Source organism: Cutibacterium modestum, assembly GCF_008326345.1.
Lineage (GTDB): Bacteria > Actinomycetota > Actinomycetes > Propionibacteriales > Propionibacteriaceae > Cutibacterium > Cutibacterium modestum.
On record NZ_BJEN01000002.1, the window covers coordinates 581,162 to 604,111 of the forward strand.

The following is a 22,950-nucleotide window of genomic DNA, read 5'->3' on the forward strand; positions in this document are numbered from 1 at the left end:
GGAACTCGAAGTCGTCGAGTGGCGCGCTGGTGGCCAGAGCTGTCACTCAGTGCGCTGCCACGTCCACGCCACGACGGTGCGGGCCGGCTTCCAGCCGCGCAGCCGTCCGATGCTGTCGGCGGTCTCAACTCCGAACCTCATGAGGTCCCCGCCCAGGTTCCGGTGCAAAGCCTCTACTAGCATCTCGGCTTCCATCGTCACCCCGTGAATGACGAGGCGCCCTCCGATGGGTAGGCGAAGTCGGCACTGGCCAACGAGGGTTTCAGTGACACCGCCACCGATAAAGATGGCGTCGGGGTCCGGGAGCCCGTCGGGTAGTCCCATCGTCAGGTCAGCGTCGATGACCTCGAATTGTCCGGGCAAGGTGAGCTCGGCTGCATTGGTGCGGGCGTTGGCGGCTCGCTCCGCTTTGCGCTCTACCCCAAGGGCCCGGCAACTCGGATCTGCGCGGCACCATTCCACGGCGATTGACCCGGCCCCAGTCCCCAGATCCCACAGCAGTTGCCCCGGCATGGGTCGCAGGGCAGCCATAGCGACCGCGCGTACTGGGTGCTTGGTGATGAGGCCATCGTGAACGAAATGCTGTTCGTCCAGGCCAGGCGTGCGTCCGAGAAGGGTGGTGTCAGGATCATGGGTCATGTGGGAAGCCTAGGGCAGCGTGGTATGAGAGCAACATGACCTATATGACAGAATCGGGCGAGACCCGTGGGGAGGAAAACTGGTACGAATCCGAGGCGGTCCCGCCACTGTGCGCGTCTCGGCACAAGCCAGGTCGGTCCCGCAGGTCAGGTCGCGGACCCGCAAGGAGGTCGTTCATGCCGCACGCGTGCACTAACGCCGAACCCAACGATGGACTGTCCACAAAGCAGCGGCGGTTACGTCCAGTTTTGGTGGTTAATACCGGTGAAGGCAAGGGAAAAACGACGGCAGCTGTGGGAACCGCCCTGCGCGCCTGGCACCAGGGATGGCGAGTTGGCGTCTTTCAGTTCGTGAAATCCGGGCGTTGGCACGTCGGTGAGCAAGATGCTCTGCAGGCCCTCGGACAGCTGCATGAGGAGACCGGTGTCGGAGGGCCAGTCACCTGGGAGGTGATGGGCACTGGGTGGTCGTGGGCGCGATCCTTTGATGCTGCGGAAAACCCTGAGGCTGCCGCCCGAGAGGGGTGGCGCCATGTGTCTGACCTGTTAGCCCACGAGGCCTTCGACTTTTATCTCCTTGACGAGTTCACCTACCCGATGGATTGGGGATGGCTCGACGTCAACGAGGTCGTCGAGATCCTGGTCAACCGCTCCGGAACCCAGCACGTTGTCATTACCGGTCGTCGGGCACCGGATGCGCTCATCAAGGTGGCCGATATCGTCACCGAGATGACGAAAATCAAACACCCGTTTGACCTTGGTCAGCGTGGCCAGGCAGGAATTGAGTGGTGATGCGCCTTCCACGAATTCTCATAGCCGCCCAAGCATCAGGTGGCGGCAAGACGACTGTTGCCACTGGTCTCATGGCAGCGCTTCGCGCCAGCGGCCGGACGGTGGCGCCTTTCAAGGTCGGACCAGATTACATCGACCCCGGATACCACTCGATGGCGAGTGGACGTCCCGGCCGCAACCTCGATTCCGTCATGTGCGGTGACGAGCTCATGGCCCCCCTACTAGCCCACGGTTTCATCACCCCCGATCCGGCCGATGTCGCGGTCATTGAGGGGGTTATGGGGCTTTTTGACGGCCAGCTTGGAACCGGCCGCGGCTCCAGCGCCGAGATCGCCACGACGACTGAAACTCCGGTTGTTGTGGTCGTTGACACCGCGCATGCATCACTCACCCATGCCGCCGTCGTGGCCGGGTTGGCGACGTTTGACCCTGACGTCACCCTCGCGGGAGTGATCCTGAACCGAGTATCCTCGCCGCGACACGGTGCCGAAGTCACTCGCGGCTTAGCTCGACTGGGTATCCCGGTGCTCGGCCAGATTCCGCGCACTGAGTCGATCTTCGTGCCGTCGCGCCATCTCGGTCTGGTGCCGGCGGGGGAGTGGCAGGACTCCGCAGCCAAGGTCGCCGGGTTGGGAGACCTTATTGCTGAATACGTCGATCTTAACGCTGTCATGGATCTGGCTGCCGCTGCCCCCGACCTCGACGTCGAACCATGGGATCCTGCTGCCGCTCTAGAATCCGCGGGTTGGCAAGGTCGTTCCTTTGATGAGCCTCCGTTAGTGGGTATCTTCGCCGGACGGGCCTTTACCTTCCGGTACCCCGAGACCACCGAGATGCTGACAGCCGCAGGGTTCCAGGTCGTCGACGTCGACCCCCTGACCGATCGGCGTCTTCCCGATGGTATTCAAGGGCTCTACTTGGGGGGTGGCTTCCCCCAGATGCATGTCACCGATTTAGAAACCAACTCGGAGCTGGCGGATGACGTGCGGTCTCACGCTGACGCCGGGATGCCGATTGTCGCCGAGTGTGCCGGGTTGCTGTATCTGTGCCGGCATCTTGACGGGCATGAGATGGCTGGAGTGCTGCCGATGGATGCAGCTATGGCGAAATGGCTCACGATGGGCTACCGCGTCGCTACGCGTGACTCCATCAGTGTCGTTGGCCATGAATTCCACCGCACCATGGCGACTCCACTTGCTGACGTCGAGCCGGCGTGGAACATCACGATGCCCGACGGAACCGGCCGCGCCGAAGGTGCCCTGGGGGACCCAGCAGGGCGGGGCCGACCCACGATCCAGGCGTCCTATCTGCACCTGCACTGGGCCGGTCAGCCCGCCCAAGCAGCGTGGTTTGCCAGTGAGGTGGCGAGGTTCCATGAGGAGCGAGGTGGTCAAGACGCTTATCTCGATCTCAACCATCACGGGGACCGTGACATCGCCGACGGCCTGGTCGATCTGGCCGTTAACGTCCGCGTGACTGAGCCTCCGCAGTGGCTCCGTGACGCCATCACCTCCACCGAGCATGACTGGGCCCGCTACCCCGACGCCACACCGGGTCGCGAGGCTCTGGCGGCCATGCATGGGGTGCCAACCGACATGGTGCTGCCTACCGCAGGCGCCGCAGAGGCTTTCCCGCTGGTCTCCGCCCTCGAACCGTGCCACGCAGTCGTCGTCCACCCCCAGTTCACCGAACCTGAAGCTGCTCTGAGAGTGGCCGGGATTAACGTCGCTCGGCACATCCTCAAGGCTTCCGATGGATTCGCCCTCGACCCGGCTCTCGTTCCTGACAACGCCGACCTCGTTATCGTCGGGAACCCGACGAACCCCACTGGCAGGCTGCACCCAGCTACTGATCTGCTGGCTTTGCGCCGACCCGGAAGAATCCTCGTCATTGACGAGGCCTTCATGGATGCCACCGATGAGTCCCAGTCCCTCATAGGATGCGATATGGATGGCCTCCTCGTTTTACGGTCCCTGACAAAGACCTACGGGCTAGCCGGAATCCGGGCCGGATATGTTATCGGCGACCGGCGACTCATCGCACGGCTGGCAGACCATCAGACTCCATGGTCGGTGTCGACTCCAGCCATCGCAGCCATGATCGCCTGCACCTGTGAGGAGGCAAGACGCTTCCAGACCAAGCTGTGCGACGATATCCCTGCCGCCCGCGCTGACCTTGTCGAGAGGCTCACAGTCCTCGGGTTGAGCGTCGTCACCTCTGAGGCTCCCTTCGTTCTGGTCGACACATCGTCCCTCAGCGGGAAGTCGATACGACAGCCCCTTGCCAAGCGTGGTTTTGCGGTGAGGCGAGGAGAGACGTTCCCCGGGCTCGGGCCCACCTGGATCAGGCTCGCAGTCCGTGACCCGGAGATCCACGCTGAGCTCGCTCGAGCTATCTCCGACCTGACCGCACAGCACAACTAAGGAATACTAATGACCTACTCCGCAAACCTCGTTCCCGGCACCGTCACCCTTGTCGGAGGTGGCCCTGGTGGCCCAGGGTTGCTGACTGTCGCAGGACTTGAGGCGGTGCGTCAGGCCGACGTCATCCTCTATGACCGTCTGGCCCCAGCTGCCGTCATGGACGAGAACCCCCAGGCCGAAAGGATTCCGGTCGGCAAGGTGCCACGAGGACCTTACGTTCCCCAGGAACGCACCAACAAACTGCTCATCGAGCATGCTAAAGCCGGACGCAAGGTGGTGCGTCTTAAAGGTGGTGACTCGTTCGTCTTCGGTCGCGGTGGCGAGGAATGGCAGGCCTGCGTCGCTGCTGGCGTTCCGGTGCGCATCATCCCCGGAGTCACCTCATGTGTGGCGGGGCCCGAACTCATGGGGGTTCCGCTGACCCACCGCCACATGGTGCAGGGATTCACCGTCGTGTCGGGCCACGTCGCCCCTGGTGATACCCGGTCGGAGTTGGACTGGGCCCAGATCGCCAAGACGGGCACCACCCTGGTGATTCTCATGGGTGTGGCTCATATTGACGACATCGCGGCACGCCTTATGGACGGCGGGCTGACCGGGAACACGCCCGTCGCCGTTATTGCTGATGCCTCACTGCCCACTCAGCGTTGCCTGACGACGACCCTTGAGAAGGCTGCCGAAGCCATGGCTGAGGCCGAGATCAAGCCGCCGGCCATCACCGTCGTAGGCGACGTTGCTGGGCTAAACCTCGATGGGACCCAGGTTCACGAGCCGTCTGATCACTGAGTCGTTGCTTGGCGGGGGAGCTCAATCACGGTGGCAATGTGATCGCTTGTCCACTGCACCGTCTCGTCGACCGTACTCAGCTCATCCCCCCAGCCGGGGGCCGGACCACGTGACACCATGACGACCTGGACGTCGGTTTCTGCCGCCAGTCTGAGCTTGGGGTCGAGGTCAGTGCCCCCGGAGTCCTTGGAGACAACCGTGGCCACGCCCTGCGAGAAGATCTCTCGCTCGCGGTCGAGAGTGAATGGTCCGCGCTCCTGCAGTACCGTCCAGCCTTCGGGAAGCTCCTGCTCGGGGGCGTCGACGCAGCGCACGATCACCTGGCGCGGGCCAAGTCTCAAATAGTGGCTGACGGGCTGGCGTCCCACCGTCAGCAGGATGACGTCTGGCATGTCAGCTAGAGCTTGAGCAGCGCTGTAGTGGTCGTCAACCCAGCGCCAGGTGGCCGCCTCAGGTTGGGTACGCCAGCTTGGTGGTGCCAGCCGGGCTAGCGGAAGGTTAAGGTCGCGGCATGCTTGGGCGGCGTGGCCGTGCATAGTCGCGGCAAAGGGATGAGAGGCGTCCACCATGACCTTGACCTCATTATCAGTCAGGAATTCCTTGAGACCATCGACGCCGCCAAAACCACCCAGCCGGGTCAGGCCAGGAACTGGTCGGGGCGACTTCGTGCGCCCCGCCAACGACGTACACAGGTCCACCCCCTCATCGACCAGCCGGGTGGCCAATTGCCGAGCTTTCGTCGTACCGCCAAGAATGAGGACGTCCATAAGTCCATCAAACCAGCCTGTGGAACAATGAACCTCGATCGCGGTGGAACACCGGTGAGAATCCGGGACGGTCCCGCCACTGTGACGCCTCTGGGGCGAAGCCAGACCAGAACCGCGCTCACCCGCTCCAACCGGAGCGGAACCACTGCGGCGCCGTGCGTGGCGCCCGGGTCTGCGAGGACACAGACCCGGGGGATGCGGCGGCGTCCCCGACGATGGAGCATGATGGCCCGCCTGCCCGAGTCCCTATCTGCTGAAAGCTTGCTCGCACGCACAGTGCGGGCCATCCGAGGAGCTGACTCCACAGCCCTGGAGGCCGCGCGATCCCGCCAACAGCTTCTGACCAAACCCGAGGGATCGCTGGGGTTGCTGGAGGATCTGTCGATTCGCTTGGCAGGAATGTACGGGCAGGTGCCAGAGACGGTGCCCAGCCACCCAGTTGTCGGGCTGTTCGCCGGTGATCACGGGGTATGGGCGCAAGGTGTTTCCCCGGATCCTCAGGAGATCACCACCCAGCAGATGGTCAATATGGCAGCTGGCGGGGCGGCGATCAGCGTGCTGTCGCGCCAGATGGGTGCGCAGCTGTGGATTACCGACGTCGGCGCTCGTCACGAGGTGGACGCCCCAATCCGGCAGCGGTGTGTGCGCCGCGGCACTGACGACATTTCCCAAGGGCCAGCGATGAGCCTTGACGAGGCTGTCCAGGCCCTCGAGGTCGGTATTGAGACTGGGGTGGAGGCCGTCGAGCAGGGGGCTGACATCCTTGTCACCGGGGAGATGGGAATCGCCAACACCACTCCGGCATCGGCCCTCATCAGCGTCTTCACCGGGCTGCCACCCGCCGAGGTGACCGGAAAAGGAGCCGGGTCGGACGATCGTCGTCACCAGCATAAGATCGGTGTCGTCGCTCGCGCCCTGCAGGTCAACCGACCCGACGCCGAGCACCCGGTCGAGGCGTTGGCGAAGGTAGGCGGTCTCGAACACGCTGCCATGACCGGTTTTATCTTGGCTGCGGCTTCGTTGCGGATCCCCGTACTCATTGACGGAGTCATCGCCTGTTCTGCCGCCCTGACGGCTACCGCGATCTGTCCGAGGGCGCGAGATTTCGTCATCACGAGCCATGCGGGCGCCGAGCCGGGAATTACGGCGACAACTTCTGCCTTGGGCTTGCCCGCTTTGTTGGACCTCGGCATGAGGCTGGGGGAGGGGTCCGGGGCCATCCTGGCCCTGCCGATCGTGCAGGCCAGCGCTCACATCCTCAACGAGATGGCCACCTTTGAGGACGCCGAGGTTACCGACATCAAGGTGAGCGGGGAGACGGACATTCCCGACGCTGTCCAAGCGAGCATTCCCCCGTGCCGGGCGCTAATTCTGGGTGGTGCGAGGTCGGGCAAGTCGACCTTTGCCGAGTCGAGACTGCCCCGTGATTCCTGTGTCACTTATGTCGCGACCTCCCAGCGCAATTCTGGCGACGCCGAGTGGGAGGAGCGAATCCGCCTGCACCAGGCCCGGCGCCCGGCGACGTGGCACACCGTCGAGACCACCGACATCGCCTCAGTGCTGCTAGCCGACGATGAATCCCCGATGCTGGTGGATTGCCTCGGGGTGTGGATGACGCGGATTCTTGACGAGGTTGGTGCCTGGACTGCCGCCCCCGGCGACCAGACTTGGCAAAATGATCTGAAAGGCCACGTCGATGAGTTGACGGACGCTATCCGCCGTACTCGTCGCGACGTCACCTTTGTCTCCAACGAGGTCGGGATGGGGGTTGTGCCCGACACTCCGGCCGGGAGGCTCTTCCGCGACGAGTTGGGGCGACTCAACGCCGCTGTTGGGCAGGCCTGCGATGAGGTGTGGATGTGTGTGGCCGGGATCCCGAAGAGGTGGGCATGACCCCACATATGGATCTTAGGAGGCTCGGGCCGCTGCGTGGGGTTGCCGAGGCATTGTCCCTTTTTACGATCTTGCCTGGGCCGTACCTGGGCAACGTTGACCGCCCGCTGGCCCGTCGTGCCATTACCGCTTTCCCGTGGCTGGGCTTGTGTCTGGGCGCGGTGGCGGGAGGGATCGTCGCTCTCGTGCTGGTAATGGGTGCTGGGTCCTGGCTTGCTGGGGCGCTAGCCCTGTGCTGGTTGGCTGGGGCGACGGGTGGCTTCCATCTGGACGGGGTCGCTGATACCGCTGATGGTTTGGGGTCCCGGGCGGCACCAGGGAAGGCTCTCGAGATCATGAAGAAGTCCGATATCGGGCCGATGGGCGTCATCAGTATCGTCTTGGTGCTGTTCGTTGACGCGACCGCTGTAGTGAGCCTGGCTGGAACCGCTGGACCGGGAGCATGGTGGCGCGTGGCGATTCTGGTGGGACTGGGCCCTACGGTAGGTCGTGCCGCCATTCTCTTCGCGACGATGACCGGAGTGCCATGTGCCCGCCCGGGCGGGTTTGGGTCCTTGGTTGCAGGAGTGACGACGCCGAGGTCCGCGACGATCAACCTCACGGCGGTGAGTTGCGTGTGTGTCTTGGCCGGATTGGTGGCTGGAGGTTGGGTGTGGTGCCTGGTGGCCCTTGGCTGTACTGCGGCGACTTTGCTTATCGCGCGAGGATGGATTCATCATCTGGTGCGACGCTTGTCCGGGATGACGGGGGACACTTTTGGAAGCATTAATGAAGTGACCCAGATGACGTTTTGGGTTTTGTCGGCGCTGACAGTGGCGGTGGTGTCATGATCGACGATCTTGGTGTCGAGGTGCCGATGGTAGGGTCGGTGCAGCGAGTGGTGAGCTTGGTGCCATCGATTACCGAAGCCATCGCGATGACGTGTCCCACCGTCCTGGTGGGGTGTACTGATTACTGCATCCGTCCGGCCAATCTCGAACAGGTCGTGGGGCACAAGGTGGCTCGGGTCAGGGGGACGAAGAACCCTGATCGGCCGGCCATCATCGGCCTTCGTCCGGACCTCGTCGTCGCCAATCAAGAGGAAAACCGTGAGCACGACGTCACCATGCTGCGCGAGGCGGGAGTGCCAGTGTGGGTAACGTGCATCGACACCGTACCGGAGGCGATTTCCAGCCTGACGAGACTCTTCAAGGAGGGATTTGACGGCGGGAAACCGCAGTGGCTACACGACGCCGGCGAGGAGTGGAATGAACCGTGGCCCGGTGAGACCCGCAGCGCCGTCGTCCCGGTGTGGCGAGATCCGTGGATCTGCGTTGGAAAAGACACCTACATCGCCGATGCACTCAGGCGGGTTGGGGTAGAGCTGATCGACCTGCCGGGGGAGTCTCGCTATCCCCATGCCGAGTTGTCCGAGCTTATTTCGACGCATCCTGATCGCGTCATCCTTCCCGACGAGCCGTACCACTTCGGTCCCGACGATGTATCTGCCTTCCCCGGCCTTGACGTGCGTTTGGTTGATGGCCAAAAGCTCGCGTGGTACGGCCCGTCCATGGTGGGTGCGCGTCGGTATCTTGCCCGGGCAATAGCCTGACGACACACCTTGTCGGCCGGGCTGATGACGCATAGTCGGCAGATGTGCCACAATGTCCCACGTCGCCATGAGGCGGCAGGCCTCTGTAGCTCAGTTGGTAGAGCGCCGCTCTTGTAAAGCGATGGTCGCGGGTTCGAATCCTGTCAGAGGCTCAACAAATCCCTGGCCAGAGGCCATTTGGGGAGTCTCGTCATCGTCGGGATTTGTAGCTGTCTGTAAAACGTCCCAACGGGTGTATCCCGACAGCGGCACTCTCCGGTCAGGCGAGTTTCCCCGATGGCGATGACGGAGCCGTCTCCTGTCAGTGGTGGACACCGAACTGGAGTCCATGCGGCTTCCGAGTGTGGAGGGAGTAGGTCAATCAGACCATTCCATGACCGATGCCATGAGTTCATGAACGGCTCAACTGGCTGACCCGCTGCGGGGCGACCTACATCGGGGTGGTAGTACCACGAGCTGGCGAGGCATCAGCGCGCATAGCAGCCAATGCATCGCGTGAAGCTTGCATGGCGCGCTTGGCTGCTGCTTCAGCTTGTCCGCTGGCCTCCTCGTGAGCGGACAATTCGTCTCTGCACGGTCCCGTTGTGTCCATGCAGACCTGGAAGCTGCTTGCGGGTTACCTAGTGAGCATTCCAGCTGCGCCGACAACCATGGTTTGCACATGGTCCAATTGTCGGGCCTGGTGAAAAGTTCTTTGATCTGGGGTACATCGATGGCCTACCAGTGGCCCGACCGGCTGTCACGGTCACCTTGACTTTGGTGTGGTTTCTGCCTTCGGCGTATGGGACATCCAATTAGTGGTCCTTGTCCCATCGGTTGGATGAGCTTGATCAGGTCCGCTCGCTTCACGAGCGAAAGTCTCGGGGCTCTTGTATTTCACGTCTAGAGGCGTTAAACATTGCTGCCCCTGCTGCCATAACAGGATTCGAAGGTCAAGCACGAGAATCAATCATTCTATCGGCCTCCAATTTAGGTGCAGAACACTTCTCCGCGCGAGCAACCACCATGATGACGCCGACGCTGAAGCGCCAGCGCCATCAGGCGGGGATTGCGTCACTTGACCCGGTGGAGGATGGAAACGTTTCGTCCGAGACGTAACGCGATTCCGGGGTGTCTGTCGTTGATCACCTTGAACGAGTCCTTGGTCACCACTAGGTAGACCTCGTGGACCTTTTCTCCCCTCATATACCCCTTCATGAAGGACGAGAAATTCGGATCCTCGAGGTAAGAGTCGGGGACCTCAATGGCGGCGTCGTAGTAACGCGGGGTATCGGTGAGTCCGCGTTTGCGGGGGCTCAGCATGGAAATGGCTGTTTTGAGGCGGCCGTCGATCGAATGGAGCTTCACAGGGTAAGTCTTTCCGCTGATCTTGAGGTCAACCGTCCGTGTCGTCGACTGGTAAGCGAAGTCTTTGATATCAATGGTTGCCGCGCCCTGCAGGCTTCCCGAGTAGTGAACTCCGCTGGCAGACCCGAGACCCACCTTCGAGGTATCGCGCTGCGGGTTGTCAAGGGACTTGCCCTTGAGACTCTGATCGGTGGGTACGAACGTCCAGGTTTTCGCGTCAATCATCTTGGACCAGTAACCGGTATGGCCGTCACGACGTCCTTCGACACGCAGCTCCCGGTTCTGTGATCCGGGAGCCGTGGACACCACAGTAAGTCTGTCGGTGATCTCGCCAGGGACCTTCGGCTGGTGCTTCCATCCGGCCGGTGGCAGCTTAATGGCAGCGTAGCGGGGATTGATTTTGCCCTGCAGCCACGTGGAAGGACTGGGAAGATTACTCTGGTCCTGCCAGGTGTAGCGGAACTGGGCCGGGTCGGTTCCGGCGATGTCGTAGTCCCAGAGCCTCGTGAACATGTCGCCGTGATCATTCGTGATCAGCGCCACTGACCCCGACGCGGACATGGAGTGCACACGGAACCTCGAGTTGTACGGGGTTGAAGCTTCGAAGGAGTAGTCGTTCTGCAGCCAGGGATCGTGCTGGTAGATGTGAGCTCCGTCTTTTGAGACCATCATGATCTCGGTGCACATCGCCAACGAGATTGGGTGATCATGACCGTCGACACCGCGATAGGTGCGGTCGGTCTGGTTGTCGATGAGGGACAGGGCCCACCGGCCTTGGTCGTGGTTGTCGAGTTTGAGGCCGCGTCCGAACCAGAATGGGCTGCCCCACGCCCGGAACCAGCCCCAATCCTTAGGGGAGGAGAGCAGATTATTAAGGGTGTAGACCCATCCGTTCGAATCGACAGCAACCAGCATGGCGTCATTGACGGAGATGGCCGAGATTTGCCCATCCAAGCAGGGTGGCGTGTCGACGTGACGCCACTGGTTCTCGGATTGGAAACGTCCGTAGACTTTGCCGTCACGCAGGGCGAAATCCATGCGCTGGTTGAAACCCTCGTTGTTGTCCCGCATGACGACCTTGCTGGGCAAATCGGGGCGGTTGGCAGAGCCCATTCGCTGCCAACCGTTGGTCCCCCAGTTCGGTGGGATGATCCCGAGGGGGAATTGTCCCGAGCTGCCGGGGCGTCCGAGGAAGGACACACATGTCTTGGGGCCGATCTGTTGGGCCTGTTCCTCCTGCGATGGTCCCGACGCATGAGCGGACTGGGAAGGAATCATGGTACCGAGTCCGGATGTGGCCATGACTGCAGCCACGGCGATCGTGAGTAGCTTGTGTGATTTCATGTGAATCGTCTCCTTGTCGAGTGATTCAGTTCGGGGCTGGCTCGTTTCGGTCATCTGATGAATGGAATCCGCCTGAATTGGACGGTATGTGCGTTATCCGGGTCGAGTTCGTTGTCGACCATTTGGGCGACGTTCGGGTCATAGGTGATGTTGCCGGGCCGGTACGATCGGTGAGAGCAGCCTGGTCCTGCGGTGAGATAGCGGTGTCGTTGGATGTCGATGCCGCTATAGCGGATGGGGCCGATATGGCGGCGACAGGGATGAGCGACATGACGATCGCAGCCAGTTTTATAGGGCGCTTTGAGATGAGCATTGTTGGCGTCTCCTTCGTCGCCGAACAGATAAAATATATGCAACCATTTTGGTGTTAGGTGCGTGAAGGATTGGTGTCTGGTAAGTCATCATTCAACGTCAGTGAATCATGAATGCGCGATGAAACTATGGCGGATGCCGAGATTGGCGACTCATGGTGCCTTCTATCCGTTTAATCGCGGCACCGCCCTTCGCAAGGGTTTTTAGGGAACCGCTAACCATTGGAGGGACGCTAGCACGCGAGTGGCTCATCCACAGTGTGCTGCATGAATCCACCATCGACCCGCAGAGAACGGTCTTATCGCTTGGGTGGTTTTCTGTTTTCGATACCGTTCGCGGAGGTTGTTACAACCCCAACTTATCCCGGGATGGAGGTTTTGGTGCCCCGATAGGAGGAGTGATGCGGTGGTCGTGATTCGTAGATGCTGTTGCTACACACACGGCTTCGCTTTGGCCAGCGCTCACGTCCTGGGTCATGACGACGGCCGTCACACCAGAGGATGCCGATCGTCGTGCCGGAGCTGGATCCCAACCGGCGGTGACGGCCCCGCGCTGTACCACGATGGCGGCGCCGAGGATGACGACACCGATAAGGGCGAGAATAATGGACCCTGGGATGGTGCCGGTTCGAGCCCTGAATCCGATGAGAACCCCGAACCATCCGAAATCGGCATCTCCGAAGGTCGTATTGGCCGAACCGAACGGCCCAAGAACCTTGAGGAGGAAAGCTGGCAAGAAGGTCACCAGTAGACCGTTGACGAACGCTCCCGCAACCGCGCCGCGTCGTCCGCCAGTTGCATTTCCGTAGACTCCGGCGGCTCCACCGGTGAAGAAGTGGGGTACGAGCCCGGGCAGGATCAGGGCGAGCCCCAATGCCGGCGAGCACGGTCGCGAGGATCGTTAATCCCACTAGTCCCCCGATGAATGAGGAGATAAATCCGATGAGGACGGCATTCTGGGCGTAGGAAGACAATAGGGCAGTCGAGTGCCGGGATGGCTCCGGGGACGACCTTGTTGGCGATCCCTTGGAATGCAGGGATGAGCTCGCCGAGGATGGTGCGGACGCCGAAGAGGATGACGGCCACCGCGATGCCGAACTCGAGCCCTTGGGTGACCGACGACATGATGTAGTTCCCGGTGTCGGTCGCTGGTTTTAGGAACGTCTGGAATGCGGCCTGCTTGCCGCGACGAGCCAGGAAGATAATGGCGATGATGACGTACATAAGAACCATTGACAGTGCTTTCGCCACCATGGAGTCTCGAAGGAACCGCAGGCCTTCGGGAACCTTGATATTCTCGGTCGACTGGCTCTTTCCGTGCGGATCGACTAAGCGGCCGGTGGCGGCAGCGGCGATATAGGCCGAGGTACCAAAATGTCCGATGGCGATGCCTTCGCCGCCGGTGACCTTTCGTGTGAAGGGGTGAGCCAGAGCGGGAAGACTCACCATGAGCACCCCCAGCAGTAGCGATCCCAGTCCGATGGTGACGGGGGTGGGCATTGATGACGATGCCATGACAATGGTGATGGGGGTTGCCATGAACAGCATGTGGTGTCCGGTGAGGAACACGTAGTGGAGTGGGGTGATGCGGGCCAGTAACAGTGAGATGAGGAACCCTGCGAGCATGATCCATGCGACTTGGGATCCATATTGTTGCTGGGCTATGCCGGCGATCGCCTCATTGGTAGGTACGACGCCGTGTGCTCCGAGCGCTCCTTCGATCATCTTTCCCAACGGTCCGAGAGAGTTGACGACTAGTCCTGCCCCGGCCCCAATCAAGAGGAAACCGAGGGTGGCTTTGATAGCAGCATCGGCGATCTGGCCGACGGATTTGCGCATAGCTGCCAGTCCGACCGCGGTGATGATGCCGATGAGGAAGGCAGGGACGCTGAGGATCTCGCTGACGAGGAACTGGACGATGGCCAGGGCGATGCTCATGGAGGACCTCCGGGGACGATGCGGGCGGAATGGCTGGTGGTCGGCGATCAGACGTCGTAGATGCGGCGCAACGCGGCATCAACCTGGGACATTGATGTGAAATCGTCAATAACCTCGACGGGAATGGGTAGCTCACCGAGGGTCTGGGCAATGGCTCCCGACGTCAGAATGGCGTCTGCTTCACTGCAGCGCCCTCTCGCTGAGATAGTGTCTGCCGCCTCAACCGACAGGTATGGGGTCCATGCCCAGGTGTCGAGAACTTGTTCGGTAGTGTTCTTGAGGAACAAGCTAGTACCTAATCCGTTGCCGCAGACTGTGAGCAAGAGGTTTCGGGATGCCGATGCCCCAGTTGAACGGTGTCCGGCCTCGTTGGAGAGGATCGACACGACCTCCTGGGGGGTCGTCGCAGTGTCGAGGGCGTTGCGTCTGTTTGGATCGGCCAGTGCGCTCGCCAACGCGGTCAGAACATTTTGGTGGGCAGAGGCGTCTGTGGCTGCGAGTCCTGCTACTAGAGTTAGATCGTTCGTCTCATGGCCGAATGCCACCGGCTCGTCAAGACGTATCCACGACATGCCTGTCCACAGCACTGAGGAGTCCGGCCTGGCATGGGCCAGTGCGAACCCGGGGGCGACGACGATGTAAGGACCGTTTTGCCTGACATTGTCGACCATTAGCTTCGGTGTATTCCGGGGCGGTCGTGCCAGCGGTAACCAGCAATTCGCCAGCAAGACGAATGGCGCCCTGCCAGTCAAGGGCCTGCACTCCGAGTCGAATTGCCTCCGAAGGTAAAATACTGGTTAAGTTTATCACTGTAACCTTTCCATCGGCGCAAGAATGAGACACTTTATCCTATTACCCACACCATATGCTTGGGAAGGGTGCCCCGGCTCAATCAGGCCATTACCTGTTCCCACTCATCGCGGTGGTCCAGCATCGTCTGGGCAGCCTTCCGGGCGGCTTCGATAGAATGATTGGCTCCCCATCCGCACTGCACCTCGTTGGCAGCCGGGGTGGTGTCGAGCTTCAGGATGTCGCGCAGGGTGGTCTCGACGAGCTCGCACGTGGCCGGGACATCTGGCTCACCAACCATGATGAGGTAGAACCCGGTCTGACATCCCATCGGCCCGAAGTCGATGACGGACTCGGAGTGGTTTCGCACGCATTCGGCGAAGGAGTGTTCGAGCGAATGCACCGCAGGCATCTCTAAATGCTCCCGGTTGGGCTGGCAGAACCTCACGTCATACCTGGTGAGGACGTCCCCGGCGGGCAGATGCTTGACGTCGGCCACCCGCACGAAGGGTGCCGCGACCTTGGTGTGGTCCAGGTTGAAACTCTCGACATTCATCTTGTGTGCCATGATCCCATTCTCTCGCACGTCAGTTTGATCGACTCTCTACGCAGCAAAGGCGAGCAACTGAGTTCGTAGAACAGATTGATTCGCGTGATGATGAACTATGCGGTTGCTCCATGGCCCGACCCGAAAAGCGGGTAAGACAGCGCCCCGCTTCGACTGCACTCCTGGATCGGTCAACTAGCAGGGGTTGACGGGCGCACTGATACAATCTATTGTCGTAAGCAAGGGTTACCTAACTATCGCGGGCTATGAAGCTATCTCGCTCGAAAAGTACAGCCATGAGAACAAAGAAGTTCGTCTCAACTACAGTGGCGACGGTTACCCTTGCGGCACTATTTAGTGTTCCTGGTGGATCGACGTCTGTAGTCGCGTATGCGGAGACAGTATCTGGCAAGAGCCAAACCGCTATCTCGATGATGCGATCCATGTCGGATCGTCATGACCTAGGCTATGCCGACGGTGCTCGCGTCTCTGTTTGTACTGATCGTGTTGGTGATATTGGAGTATTGCGATCGCATCGTGGAATGCCAGTCGCAGGAGTGGTGAACTCTCCCGAAGTGACCACGTATAGTTGGGTGTCTTGGGGGCGTAAAGCTGTCCTATTCGTGCTTCGCCACACGATTCACAAGTTGCCCGCCAAAATCCGGCCGTGGGCAAACAAAATCGCAGATATTCTTGAGTATACACAAGTTTGGGAAAAGCCTCTATCATCTCCGTCGTAACCAAGGCAAGAATCCCATACGATGTTGCTGCTGCGGTTGCAGATTGGATCGTGCTTTTCTTAGGGTGAGGTTGGATATGGCAGGACTCAAAAAATTCGATGACCTGGTAGGAATGCTGGGTGCAGGTGCCGTTTTCCTTGGTGTCATCGTTTTTGTCATGGCGCCTTTTATTATGGTTCCAGCAATCTTTGCCCTGGTTTTTCCCGGGTGTGATCTAGATTCACCGTGGATGTGGCAAACTGTCATTGTCGGTGGGGTGGCGCTGTTCGCCATGGGGATGGGTGTCTCCCTGCTCATGGGCGTGCTCGCAAGGCTCTTTGCGCCATTGGCTCACCCTGTGGTCAACAAGGTCACTCACGAATCCCTTGCATTTCTGGTGCTCTGGTGGTTTTACTCCGCTCTCATACACCCTGCTATCTGTGCCTTTTCTGCTGCCATTGTGGTGACACTTATCACGGCCGCCACCGAACCTGTCCTTGATAGGGCACTGCAACGTCAGAAAGACGCCAGCAACCATTCGTGAACCGGGGAACTCCAAGCGTCGTCAACGCCCACATCACACCGTGATGGATTCACTCAACTCGGGCAGGACGGTTACCGATCCGGGCACGTCAAACCGTTCCGGATGGAACCCGTGCAGGGCAATAATGCGCGGTGTTCCGATGATCCGGCAGGCCTCGACGAGGGCGTCGAGGACCATCCTGGTGTTGCGGTAGATCATCATGAGGGACTTGTTGAATGGCGACATTCAGGTTTTGCTGTCGGCTAGTTCGATATCTTTCTCGACCTCCTTGTAGAGCTCGTCGATCTTGCCAGTATCTCGGTGTTCGGTGGCTCGGTTCTCGTAGACCTGGGCCAAGGCGGGAGCGGAGGTGGCCGCGATCTGGGTCTGGGGCTTGGTATGCAGGGTGGGGAAGTCGTCTGCTCTTGCAATATGACAGGATATTGGGGTTCTTGGCTGGGGAATCCGTGGCGATCTCCTCCAAAACCGGTTTGAGGGCCCAGCAAATATGGCGTGCATGAAGATAATGATCACCTTCTTGTTCGGGTTCGGTCGTCGCGGATGGCTCAGCGGTCGCCATCGGATCCCTCGTGTTTTTCGGGCGGTGGCTGCTCTGGGGTTCGGGGCTCAGCACGGCAGATAGATCAGATATGTCGAAAACTGGCTTACAAGCCTTTTCGCCTTGTTGATATGATTTGGGCAGCTGTCGGCCGTCTGTAATGTAGCGGGTTCCCTGCCTGGGGTGTGTCCGTCACACTCCAGCAGCGGCTAGGAATCCGTCGCAATCGCCGTCGACCTGGATCTGTTCGTTCGCTGGGATCCACATGGCCTGTCCACGGACCACTTCTTCGGTGTCGCCTGAACTAGAGCATACGGCGTATCCTCCGGTGATGAGGAGAATACGGGCCAGATCGGTGGCAGGCAGCATTGCCGGGCGAGTCGCGTCGAGGTCAAGTTTCCATAGCCGAAACTGGTTGGCGATGCCGGGATATGCGTGGGCTCCGTGCTCGATCTCCTCGGTCTCGATGATTTGTGGTGGCTGGGGCTGGAAGGAGACGATTTGGATCAGTGAGTCGACGTCGATGTGCTTGTCGGTGAGCCCGCCACGCACGACATTGTTGGAATCAGCCATGATCTCAATGCCCGTGCCCGATAGGTATGAGTGCATAAGCCCCGGCGGTACGGACAACGCCTGCCCCGGTTTCAGGTGAATTCGATTGAGCATGAGTGCCGCCGGGATCGAGGGATCTCCAGGAAAATACTCGTCGAGTTCGACAGCGGTGCGAGCGAACTCTCCCAGCGGTGTGTCCTCTCCCACATGGTTGACAGCTTCCGATACCACCTCGGTGGCGATCTGACGTCGCATGCCGTCCCCGGCGAGGCAGTCGAGGAAGGTTTCGGCAAGGGCGGCTGAACCGGAACGTTCGGTCAGCGATCCTAACAGCGGGTCAGTCGGGGTGAGGATGTTGAGCCCATCAAAGAGTTGGCGGGTTTCGTGCGGATCGCGGAACCCGCACAGCCCCTCGAAATCGCTGAGGGCGACGAGAATCTCGGGCTTGGGCCAATCGTCGACGAAGGTGCGGTGGGGGTCGTTGACGTCGATGCCGCTCTGGTTCTCTCGGATGAATCCAGTCCGTGCCATCGCGGCGTCAGGATGAGCTTGCAGACTTAACGGGTGGCGGGCCGAGAGAATCTTGAGGAGAAACGGTAAGCGGGTACCGAAGACGTCGCGGCTGCGATCGCCGAGTTCGTCGGGGTGGGTGTGAATGTAATCGGTCAGTGAGATGCCATCGAGGACTGACGGCGAGGTCTCATGGGCTCCCAGCCAGTATTCCGCCCAGGGCTGTCCGTCAGCCTCTTTTCCAAGGATGTCTGGGATTGCATCGTAGGAGCCCCAGGAGTACGTCCGGACCGTTCCGGTCAGGCGTTTCATAGTGTGCCTCTCATCGTGTCGCATCGTTGACGACATCGCAGATGTTATCCGAGCAATTGTGCGCTACGGGAACGGCGTTGCTGGCTGCGAATCCGCTGGAGCCGCCCGATAAGGGACGGCGCATATCGTGCGGCCCTCTCGTCGTCGATGAGTTCATTGAGTCGCAGATGGTAGCGGGGGGACGACAGGCCAAGGCTGTCGCGAATGGCGGTTTCCTTGTCAACGCCTAGATTCCCGGCTTGCCAGGAATCTTCCACGTCTAAAATCGCGCGGTCCGAGGCGCACAGCTCGCCGGACTTCTCGGAGTCGGGGGTGACGGAATCTGACACGGTGCCAGTTTAGGGGCGGCCCCGTAATGGATTGGGTAAGTGACGCTACAGGGGTCCCTCGTCATCGTTGGCGGCGTAAGTGGCAATTTTCCGCTCACGAACTCTTTGCACTCGCCGGGCGTGAGTGCTAAACATGTCATTGGCACTCGGCAAGCGAGAGTGCTACCGCCCGGATCGGTGTTGCGAGCGCCGATGGGGGTGGTTATCCCGGTGATGAGATCACCAGATCGTCCGTCGCGGGCATCACGGGGAACCACAACGCGGGTCGCTCCCGCCACACCATCTGACGTCCACGGGCTGCCAAGCCCACCGGAGCGGAGGAATCCCCAAATATGGCAAAACTCATCGAATTCAACATCGAGGCCCGCCGCGGACTCGAGGCGGGTATGAACACCCTCGCCGACGCGGTCAAGGTCACCCTCGGTCCCAAGGGCCGCAACGTCGTTCTCGAAAAGTCGTGGGGCGCTCCCACTATCACCAACGACGGTGTCTCCATCGCCAAGGAGATTGAGCTCGACGATCCTTACGAAAAGATCGGTGCCGAGCTTGTCAAGGAGGTCGCCAAGAAGACTGACGACGTCGCTGGCGACGGCACCACTACCGCAACCGTTCTGGCCCAGGCCATGGTCCGGGAGGGCCTGCGCAATGTCACCGCCGGTGCCAACCCGATGGGCCTGAAGAAGGGCATCGAGACCTCGGTAGAGGCCATCAGCGCTCGTCTGTCCGACATGGCTATCGACATCGAGACCAAGGACCAGATCGCCTCCACTGCCTCCATCTCGGCTGCCGACCCCACCGTCGGTGAGATTATCGCCGAGGCCATGGACAAGGTCGGTAAGGAAGGCGTCATTACTGTCGAGGAGTCCAACACCTTCGGCCTGGAGCTCGAACTCACCGAGGGCATGCGCTTTGACAAGGGCTACATCTCGCCTTACTTCGTTACTGATACCGAGCGCATGGAGGCCGTCCTCGAGGATCCCTACATCCTCATCGTCAATTCCAAGATCTCCTCGTTGAAGGACCTCCTGCCAGTCCTCGAGAAGGTCATGCAGTCGGGCAAGCCGTTGTTCGTCATCGCCGAAGACGTCGAGGGGGAGGCTCTGGCTGGCCTCATCGTCAACAAGATCCGCGGCACCTTCAAGTCCGTCGCCGTCAAGGCCCCGGGATTCGGCGACCGTCGCAAGGCTATGCTCAACGACATCGCCATCCTCACCGGTGGTCAGGTGATCTCCGAAGAGGTCGGTCTGTCCCTTGACGCCGTGACCCTAGACCTGCTGGGCCACGCTCGTCAGGTCGTCGTTACCAAGGACGAGGCCACTATTGTTGACGGTGCCGGGGACTCCGAGCAGATTGCCGGGCGCGTCAGCCAGATCCGCAAGGAGATCGAGAACTCCGACTCCGACTACGACCGCGAGAAGTTGCAGGAGCGCCTCGCTAAGCTTGCCGGTGGCGTTGCCGTCATCAAGGTGGGTGCAGCCACCGAGGTCGAGCTCAAGGAGCGTAAGCATCGCATCGAGGACGCCGTGCGCAATGCCAAGGCCGCCGTGGAAGAGGGCATCATCCCCGGTGGTGGTGTCGCCTTGCTGCAGGCTTCCAAGGCTGCCGAGATCGAGGGCCTGTCGGATGATGAACTGACGGGTGCCCAGATCGTCCTGGCTGCCTGCGCCGCCCCGCTCAAGCAGATCGCAATCAATGCCGGTCTCGAGGGTGGAGTTGTTGCCGAGAAGGTCGCCGGCCTGCCTGCCGGCGAGGGGCTCAACGCCGCTACTGGCGAGTACGTCGACATGGTCGACGCCGGCATCATCGATCCGGCGAAGGTGACTCGTTCGGCCCTGCAGAATGCGGCCTCTATCGCGGCCCTGTTCCTCACCACCGAGGCTGTCATCGCCGACAAGCCTGAGCCGGTCAAGGCTCCCGCTGGCGGCGGCGACATGGATGGCATGGGCGGCATGGGCGGCATGATGTGATCTAGCCCAGCTGAATGGGGCGGCTCCAATTGGAGCCGCCCCATTGTTTTATGGATATTCGTATGGGTCAGAGATGATCCGTGGATACCATCCTGCGCGAAGGTGATGGTTCTCGCACGAGATGGACAATCGATACGGCGAGAGCTGCGACAAGCAGCACCAGGCCGATGATGACACCGGAGCCCATCTTCGCATGTGCCGAGGCTTCGGATTTTGAAAGCGCCTCGGCGATCTTGTGAATGGGAACGACAGCCATCGTCAGCCAGGACACGGCCATGCACCCGGCAGAGACGGCGGCGATGACGTCACCGAGCTTGCTCGCCGTCAGCGCGGTGATGAGTCCGGCGACGATGAAGATGATCCCCGTCCATATGAGCATCGTGTGGGTCGGGCTGGTGAATGCCTGTGCCCATGACTTGATTAGTTGGAGTGCGTTGATGTCCTCGGTACTGTCACCGAGTTCCACGGAACTGACAGTGACGTGGCCGGTGCCCGTTATCGTGGCTTTGCCTTTGAGATTTCCGATGGAAAACCATGTAAACAACGGGACGAAGAACAGCAGAATACCCACGAGCGCCAGCCCCCCGCCGAACAGCAGCGAAGTCTTGTCCTGCTTCACCCACGTCATGAAGCCGTGGGACGATCTCGCAGGTATGCCGGATGGTGCGGCCGGCGTGTTGTAGTACGGATTGGGCTGGCCGTACTGCTGGGGGTAGGGGTTGGGGTGTTGTTGAGCGCCCAGAGGGAAGGGTGGCTGCTGCGGGGGTCGCCCGTACTGCTGTGGGTACGGAGCGGGGCGCGGCTGTCCGTTGTCTTGGGAAGGCGGAAGCGGCCCGTTACCTTGGCTCCCGGGTTGGCTCGGGGGCTGATTCGACGTCGGCGCCGCGCTGATGTGAGTCTTGTCGAAGTCGTCGTTCTCGCTCATCGCGGGACCCTCCTCGTCGCCTTGAACCCGCGGATGATGGCCCAGACAACCAGGGTGATCAACGCTACGCCTCCGATAACTTCGGAAGCGATGATGAGATTCGTTCCAGCCCCATTGCTTATTGAGGTTGATGTTAAGAAATCATTAGTACGACGTAATATGCGTGAAGAAATGAAGCCCAGATCTCCGAGGTCTTCGAGTTGGTCTTCTCCTGATGGATCCGCCGCACCTGATAATCCAGTGAGAATCTTGACAGGAATACGCGCTGTCAAGCACAGATAAAGGGCCCTTGCGGTCATACCGGTCGTGAGGAGAACCGTGCGACGCAGCATGAGAAGGATGCCTGCGGCGATGAAGAGCAATGCGGCCAGCAAGGACAAGATACCGGTGAAAGTTGCCATGGATGGGCTCCGTCGACGAAGGGCCTGGCATGAGCGTCAGCTGACATCGCGTCCGTCACAATTCCCGCGTCGATTCCCTTGAACGGTTTGATGGACACGCTCTGTGGAACGTCTTCCCGAACGTTGGAGGCGTGCAATGTAACCATGGATAGCATCAGACTCAACAGAGTGAGGACTCCGCACAGCATCAATGCAGCGCCCACACCGAAACGAATCCACTCCACTTGGGGGCGGTGTGTCCTGCGCATTGGCTGTTGAGGGATAGTTGGGTAGGGCTGATTCGGCCCATACGGGGACTGCCATATGGGTGGTTGTGGTCCTTGGGACCATCCACCGCCTGGCGGTTGATTGGTCATGATGAGATCCTCTCTGGCTTGGAAATGTGCCATGTGGGAAACAATTCGTGTGGACAGGCTACTGCATCCGCACCCGTGAGTAGATATTCGTGCGGAATATAGAATCCCCCGCTTCATGCGATTTCCTCTGAGATGAGTCCCGTAGCATGGCGCTAATTTCTGCGGTGGCGTGGCCTGGGATAGGCTACCTAGGCGGCGCACGATGTGTATTGCCAGCGGGCCCTGACCGACATGGTCGTGGTGCTCTCTACCAGTTTCTCATCGCTGCGCTGCCGGCGACTCGTCGGAACCTGCACCGTACATGTTCCCAGGGAATGTCTAACCCATTATCGTCTCTAGCTGACCTGCATAGGAATAGTTATCTCGTACGTATATTTTTGCTGCTAACCCGGATTGCTGAAGAGGTAATGTACGTCAGATCATGCATCAGTTAAATCGAACGATAAGTATGTTTAGCTGTTGCCGAGAGGCGCGCAGTTGGTGGCCCGTTACCTGTGACGCGCGTCACGGCCGTGTCACCAATGTCATGACCAGATACAGCGAGTAAGGGTGAGGACAGCACGCGCCGACTGTGTGGATCGCCGCAGGCTACACGAGACCCGACCGTGGCAACCGCCCCGGTCGGGTCATG

The 22,950-nt window shown here is 60.4% G+C and carries 18 protein-coding genes, 1 tRNA gene, 2 pseudogenes and 1 riboswitch; of the genes and pseudogenes, 10 read left to right on the forward strand and 11 right to left on the reverse strand.

Features of this window, described 5'->3' with window-relative positions; translation table 11 throughout:
* Positions 1–42: 42 nt before the first annotated feature.
* The gene (cbiT, locus tag F1563_RS07395) at positions 43–639 is read right to left on the reverse strand and encodes a precorrin-6Y C5,15-methyltransferase (decarboxylating) subunit CbiT (RefSeq protein ID WP_002528881.1); all 597 of its coding nucleotides are present in this window, start codon (positions 637–639) and stop codon (positions 43–45) included.
* Between the two features lie 176 nt (positions 640–815).
* On the opposite strand from cbiT, the gene cobO reads away from it, so the two are divergent.
* Genes cobO through cobA form a run of 3 tightly spaced genes read left to right on the forward strand, consistent with a single transcriptional unit; the run spans position 816 to position 4,639 of the window.
* Positions 816–1,430, forward strand: a complete 615-nt coding sequence (gene cobO / locus F1563_RS07400) for a cob(I)yrinic acid a,c-diamide adenosyltransferase (protein ID WP_002528880.1) — start codon at positions 816–818, stop codon at positions 1,428–1,430.
* Complete coding sequence (cobBC, locus tag F1563_RS07405; protein ID WP_002528879.1) at positions 1,430–3,853, forward strand: bifunctional hydrogenobyrinic acid a,c-diamide synthase/histidinol phosphate aminotransferase CobBC; 2,424 nt, start codon at positions 1,430–1,432, stop codon at positions 3,851–3,853. Before cobO ends, cobBC begins: the two co-directional genes overlap by 1 nt.
* Positions 3,854–3,862: 9 nt before the next feature.
* A complete protein-coding gene (gene cobA / locus F1563_RS07410) occupies positions 3,863–4,639 on the forward strand; it encodes a uroporphyrinogen-III C-methyltransferase (RefSeq protein WP_002528878.1) in 777 nt (258 codons plus the stop codon).
* On the opposite strand, the gene F1563_RS07415 is transcribed toward cobA, so the two are convergent.
* On the reverse strand, positions 4,633–5,406 hold the full coding sequence (locus F1563_RS07415) for a cobalt-precorrin-6A reductase (RefSeq protein ID WP_002528877.1): 774 nt from the start codon (positions 5,404–5,406) through the stop codon (positions 4,633–4,635). The two genes, cobA and F1563_RS07415, sit on opposite strands and share 7 nt — an antisense overlap.
* A gap of 26 nt (positions 5,407–5,432) precedes the next feature.
* Positions 5,433–5,548: riboswitch (adenosylcobalamin (AdoCbl) riboswitch) on the forward strand.
* Between the two features lie 80 nt (positions 5,549–5,628).
* Between F1563_RS07415 and cobT the strand changes: the two genes are divergently transcribed.
* From cobT to F1563_RS07435, 4 genes are all read left to right on the forward strand, one after another.
* The gene (gene cobT / locus F1563_RS07420; RefSeq protein ID WP_002528876.1) at positions 5,629–7,299 is read left to right on the forward strand and encodes a nicotinate-nucleotide--dimethylbenzimidazole phosphoribosyltransferase; all 1,671 of its coding nucleotides are present in this window, start codon (positions 5,629–5,631) and stop codon (positions 7,297–7,299) included.
* Positions 7,296–8,129: an adenosylcobinamide-GDP ribazoletransferase gene (locus F1563_RS07425; protein ID WP_002528875.1), complete on the forward strand. Its 834-nt coding sequence runs from the start codon at positions 7,296–7,298 to the stop codon at positions 8,127–8,129. The genes cobT and F1563_RS07425 overlap by 4 nt, the downstream gene beginning before the upstream one ends.
* Positions 8,126–8,890, forward strand: a complete 765-nt coding sequence (locus tag F1563_RS07430) for a helical backbone metal receptor (RefSeq protein WP_002528874.1) — start codon at positions 8,126–8,128, stop codon at positions 8,888–8,890. The genes F1563_RS07425 and F1563_RS07430 overlap by 4 nt, the downstream gene beginning before the upstream one ends.
* 79 nt (positions 8,891–8,969) lie before the next feature.
* Positions 8,970–9,042, forward strand: a tRNA-Thr gene (locus F1563_RS07435).
* A gap of 901 nt (positions 9,043–9,943) precedes the next feature.
* Here F1563_RS07435 and F1563_RS07440 read toward each other — a convergent pair.
* Entirely contained in the window at positions 9,944–11,350 is a 1,407-nt protein-coding gene (locus tag F1563_RS07440; protein WP_172623649.1) for a hypothetical protein, read from the reverse strand.
* 251 nt (positions 11,351–11,601) lie between these two features.
* Here F1563_RS07440 and F1563_RS07445 point away from each other — a divergent pair, with 251 nt between their 5' ends.
* Positions 11,602–11,952: a hypothetical protein gene (locus F1563_RS07445; protein ID WP_007433331.1), complete on the forward strand. Its 351-nt coding sequence runs from the start codon at positions 11,602–11,604 to the stop codon at positions 11,950–11,952.
* Positions 11,953–12,238: 286 nt separating this feature from the next.
* Here F1563_RS07445 and ulaA read toward each other — a convergent pair.
* The 3 genes and pseudogenes from ulaA to F1563_RS07465 all read right to left on the reverse strand — a co-directional run bounded on the left by ulaA (position 12,239) and on the right by F1563_RS07465 (position 15,205).
* Positions 12,239–13,830 (reverse strand): annotated as a pseudogene (gene ulaA / locus F1563_RS07455) (PTS ascorbate transporter subunit IIC).
* Between the two features lie 47 nt (positions 13,831–13,877).
* Positions 13,878–14,640 (reverse strand): annotated as a pseudogene (locus F1563_RS07460) (PTS sugar transporter subunit IIA).
* An 82-nt stretch (positions 14,641–14,722) separates the two neighbouring features.
* Entirely contained in the window at positions 14,723–15,205 is a 483-nt protein-coding gene (locus F1563_RS07465) for an S-ribosylhomocysteine lyase (protein ID WP_172623616.1), read from the reverse strand.
* Positions 15,206–15,982: 777 nt separating this feature from the next.
* On the opposite strand from F1563_RS07465, the gene F1563_RS07475 reads away from it, so the two are divergent.
* Positions 15,983–16,429 carry an Asp23/Gls24 family envelope stress response protein gene (locus F1563_RS07475; RefSeq protein ID WP_002528863.1) on the forward strand — a complete coding sequence of 149 codons (447 nt, stop codon included), beginning with the start codon at positions 15,983–15,985 and terminating at the stop codon, positions 16,427–16,429.
* 33 nt (positions 16,430–16,462) lie between these two features.
* On the opposite strand, the gene F1563_RS07480 is transcribed toward F1563_RS07475, so the two are convergent.
* From F1563_RS07480 to F1563_RS07495, 3 genes are all read right to left on the reverse strand, one after another.
* On the reverse strand, positions 16,463–16,654 hold the full coding sequence (locus tag F1563_RS07480) for a hypothetical protein (RefSeq protein ID WP_002528862.1): 192 nt from the start codon (positions 16,652–16,654) through the stop codon (positions 16,463–16,465).
* Between the two features lie 505 nt (positions 16,655–17,159).
* Positions 17,160–18,341 carry a mannose-6-phosphate isomerase, class I gene (manA, locus tag F1563_RS07490; protein ID WP_036958470.1) on the reverse strand — a complete coding sequence of 394 codons (1,182 nt, stop codon included), beginning with the start codon at positions 18,339–18,341 and terminating at the stop codon, positions 17,160–17,162.
* Between the two features lie 44 nt (positions 18,342–18,385).
* Positions 18,386–18,670: a DUF3263 domain-containing protein gene (locus tag F1563_RS07495; RefSeq protein WP_002528859.1), complete on the reverse strand. Its 285-nt coding sequence runs from the start codon at positions 18,668–18,670 to the stop codon at positions 18,386–18,388.
* Positions 18,671–19,002: 332 nt separating this feature from the next.
* Here F1563_RS07495 and groL point away from each other — a divergent pair, with 332 nt between their 5' ends.
* A complete protein-coding gene (gene groL, locus F1563_RS07505; RefSeq protein WP_002546665.1) occupies positions 19,003–20,637 on the forward strand; it encodes a chaperonin GroEL in 1,635 nt (544 codons plus the stop codon).
* Positions 20,638–20,704: 67 nt separating this feature from the next.
* On the opposite strand, the gene F1563_RS07510 is transcribed toward groL, so the two are convergent.
* Positions 20,705–21,562: a hypothetical protein gene (locus F1563_RS07510; protein ID WP_002528856.1), complete on the reverse strand. Its 858-nt coding sequence runs from the start codon at positions 21,560–21,562 to the stop codon at positions 20,705–20,707.
* The gene (locus F1563_RS07515; protein ID WP_149302625.1) at positions 21,559–21,963 is read right to left on the reverse strand and encodes a hypothetical protein; all 405 of its coding nucleotides are present in this window, start codon (positions 21,961–21,963) and stop codon (positions 21,559–21,561) included. The genes F1563_RS07510 and F1563_RS07515 overlap by 4 nt, the downstream gene beginning before the upstream one ends.
* Positions 21,964–22,950 lie beyond the last annotated feature (987 nt).

Bases quoted from the DNA above. Each gene is read 5' to 3' on its own strand.
- cbiT (WP_002528881.1), bottom strand. From the start codon at position 639: ATGACCCATGATCCTGACACCACCCTTCTCGGACGCACGCCTGGCCTG.
- cobO (WP_002528880.1), top strand. From the start codon at position 816: ATGCCGCACGCGTGCACTAACGCCGAACCCAACGATGGACTGTCCACA.
- cobBC (WP_002528879.1), top strand. From the start codon at position 1,430: ATGCGCCTTCCACGAATTCTCATAGCCGCCCAAGCATCAGGTGGCGGC.
- cobA (WP_002528878.1), top strand. From the start codon at position 3,863: ATGACCTACTCCGCAAACCTCGTTCCCGGCACCGTCACCCTTGTCGGA.
- F1563_RS07415 (WP_002528877.1), bottom strand. From the start codon at position 5,406: ATGGACGTCCTCATTCTTGGCGGTACGACGAAAGCTCGGCAATTGGCC.
- cobT (WP_002528876.1), top strand. From the start codon at position 5,629: ATGATGGCCCGCCTGCCCGAGTCCCTATCTGCTGAAAGCTTGCTCGCA.
- F1563_RS07425 (WP_002528875.1), top strand. From the start codon at position 7,296: ATGACCCCACATATGGATCTTAGGAGGCTCGGGCCGCTGCGTGGGGTT.
- F1563_RS07430 (WP_002528874.1), top strand. From the start codon at position 8,126: ATGATCGACGATCTTGGTGTCGAGGTGCCGATGGTAGGGTCGGTGCAG.
- F1563_RS07440 (WP_172623649.1), bottom strand. From the start codon at position 11,350: ATGGGCTCTGCCAACCGCCCCGATTTGCCCAGCAAGGTCGTCATGCGG.
- F1563_RS07475 (WP_002528863.1), top strand. From the start codon at position 15,983: ATGGCAGGACTCAAAAAATTCGATGACCTGGTAGGAATGCTGGGTGCA.
- F1563_RS07480 (WP_002528862.1), bottom strand. From the start codon at position 16,654: ATGTCGCCATTCAACAAGTCCCTCATGATGATCTACCGCAACACCAGG.
- manA (WP_036958470.1), bottom strand. From the start codon at position 18,341: ATGAAACGCCTGACCGGAACGGTCCGGACGTACTCCTGGGGCTCCTAC.
- groL (WP_002546665.1), top strand. From the start codon at position 19,003: ATGGCAAAACTCATCGAATTCAACATCGAGGCCCGCCGCGGACTCGAG.
- F1563_RS07510 (WP_002528856.1), bottom strand. From the start codon at position 21,562: ATGAGCGAGAACGACGACTTCGACAAGACTCACATCAGCGCGGCGCCG.
- F1563_RS07515 (WP_149302625.1), bottom strand. From the start codon at position 21,963: ATGGCAACTTTCACCGGTATCTTGTCCTTGCTGGCCGCATTGCTCTTC.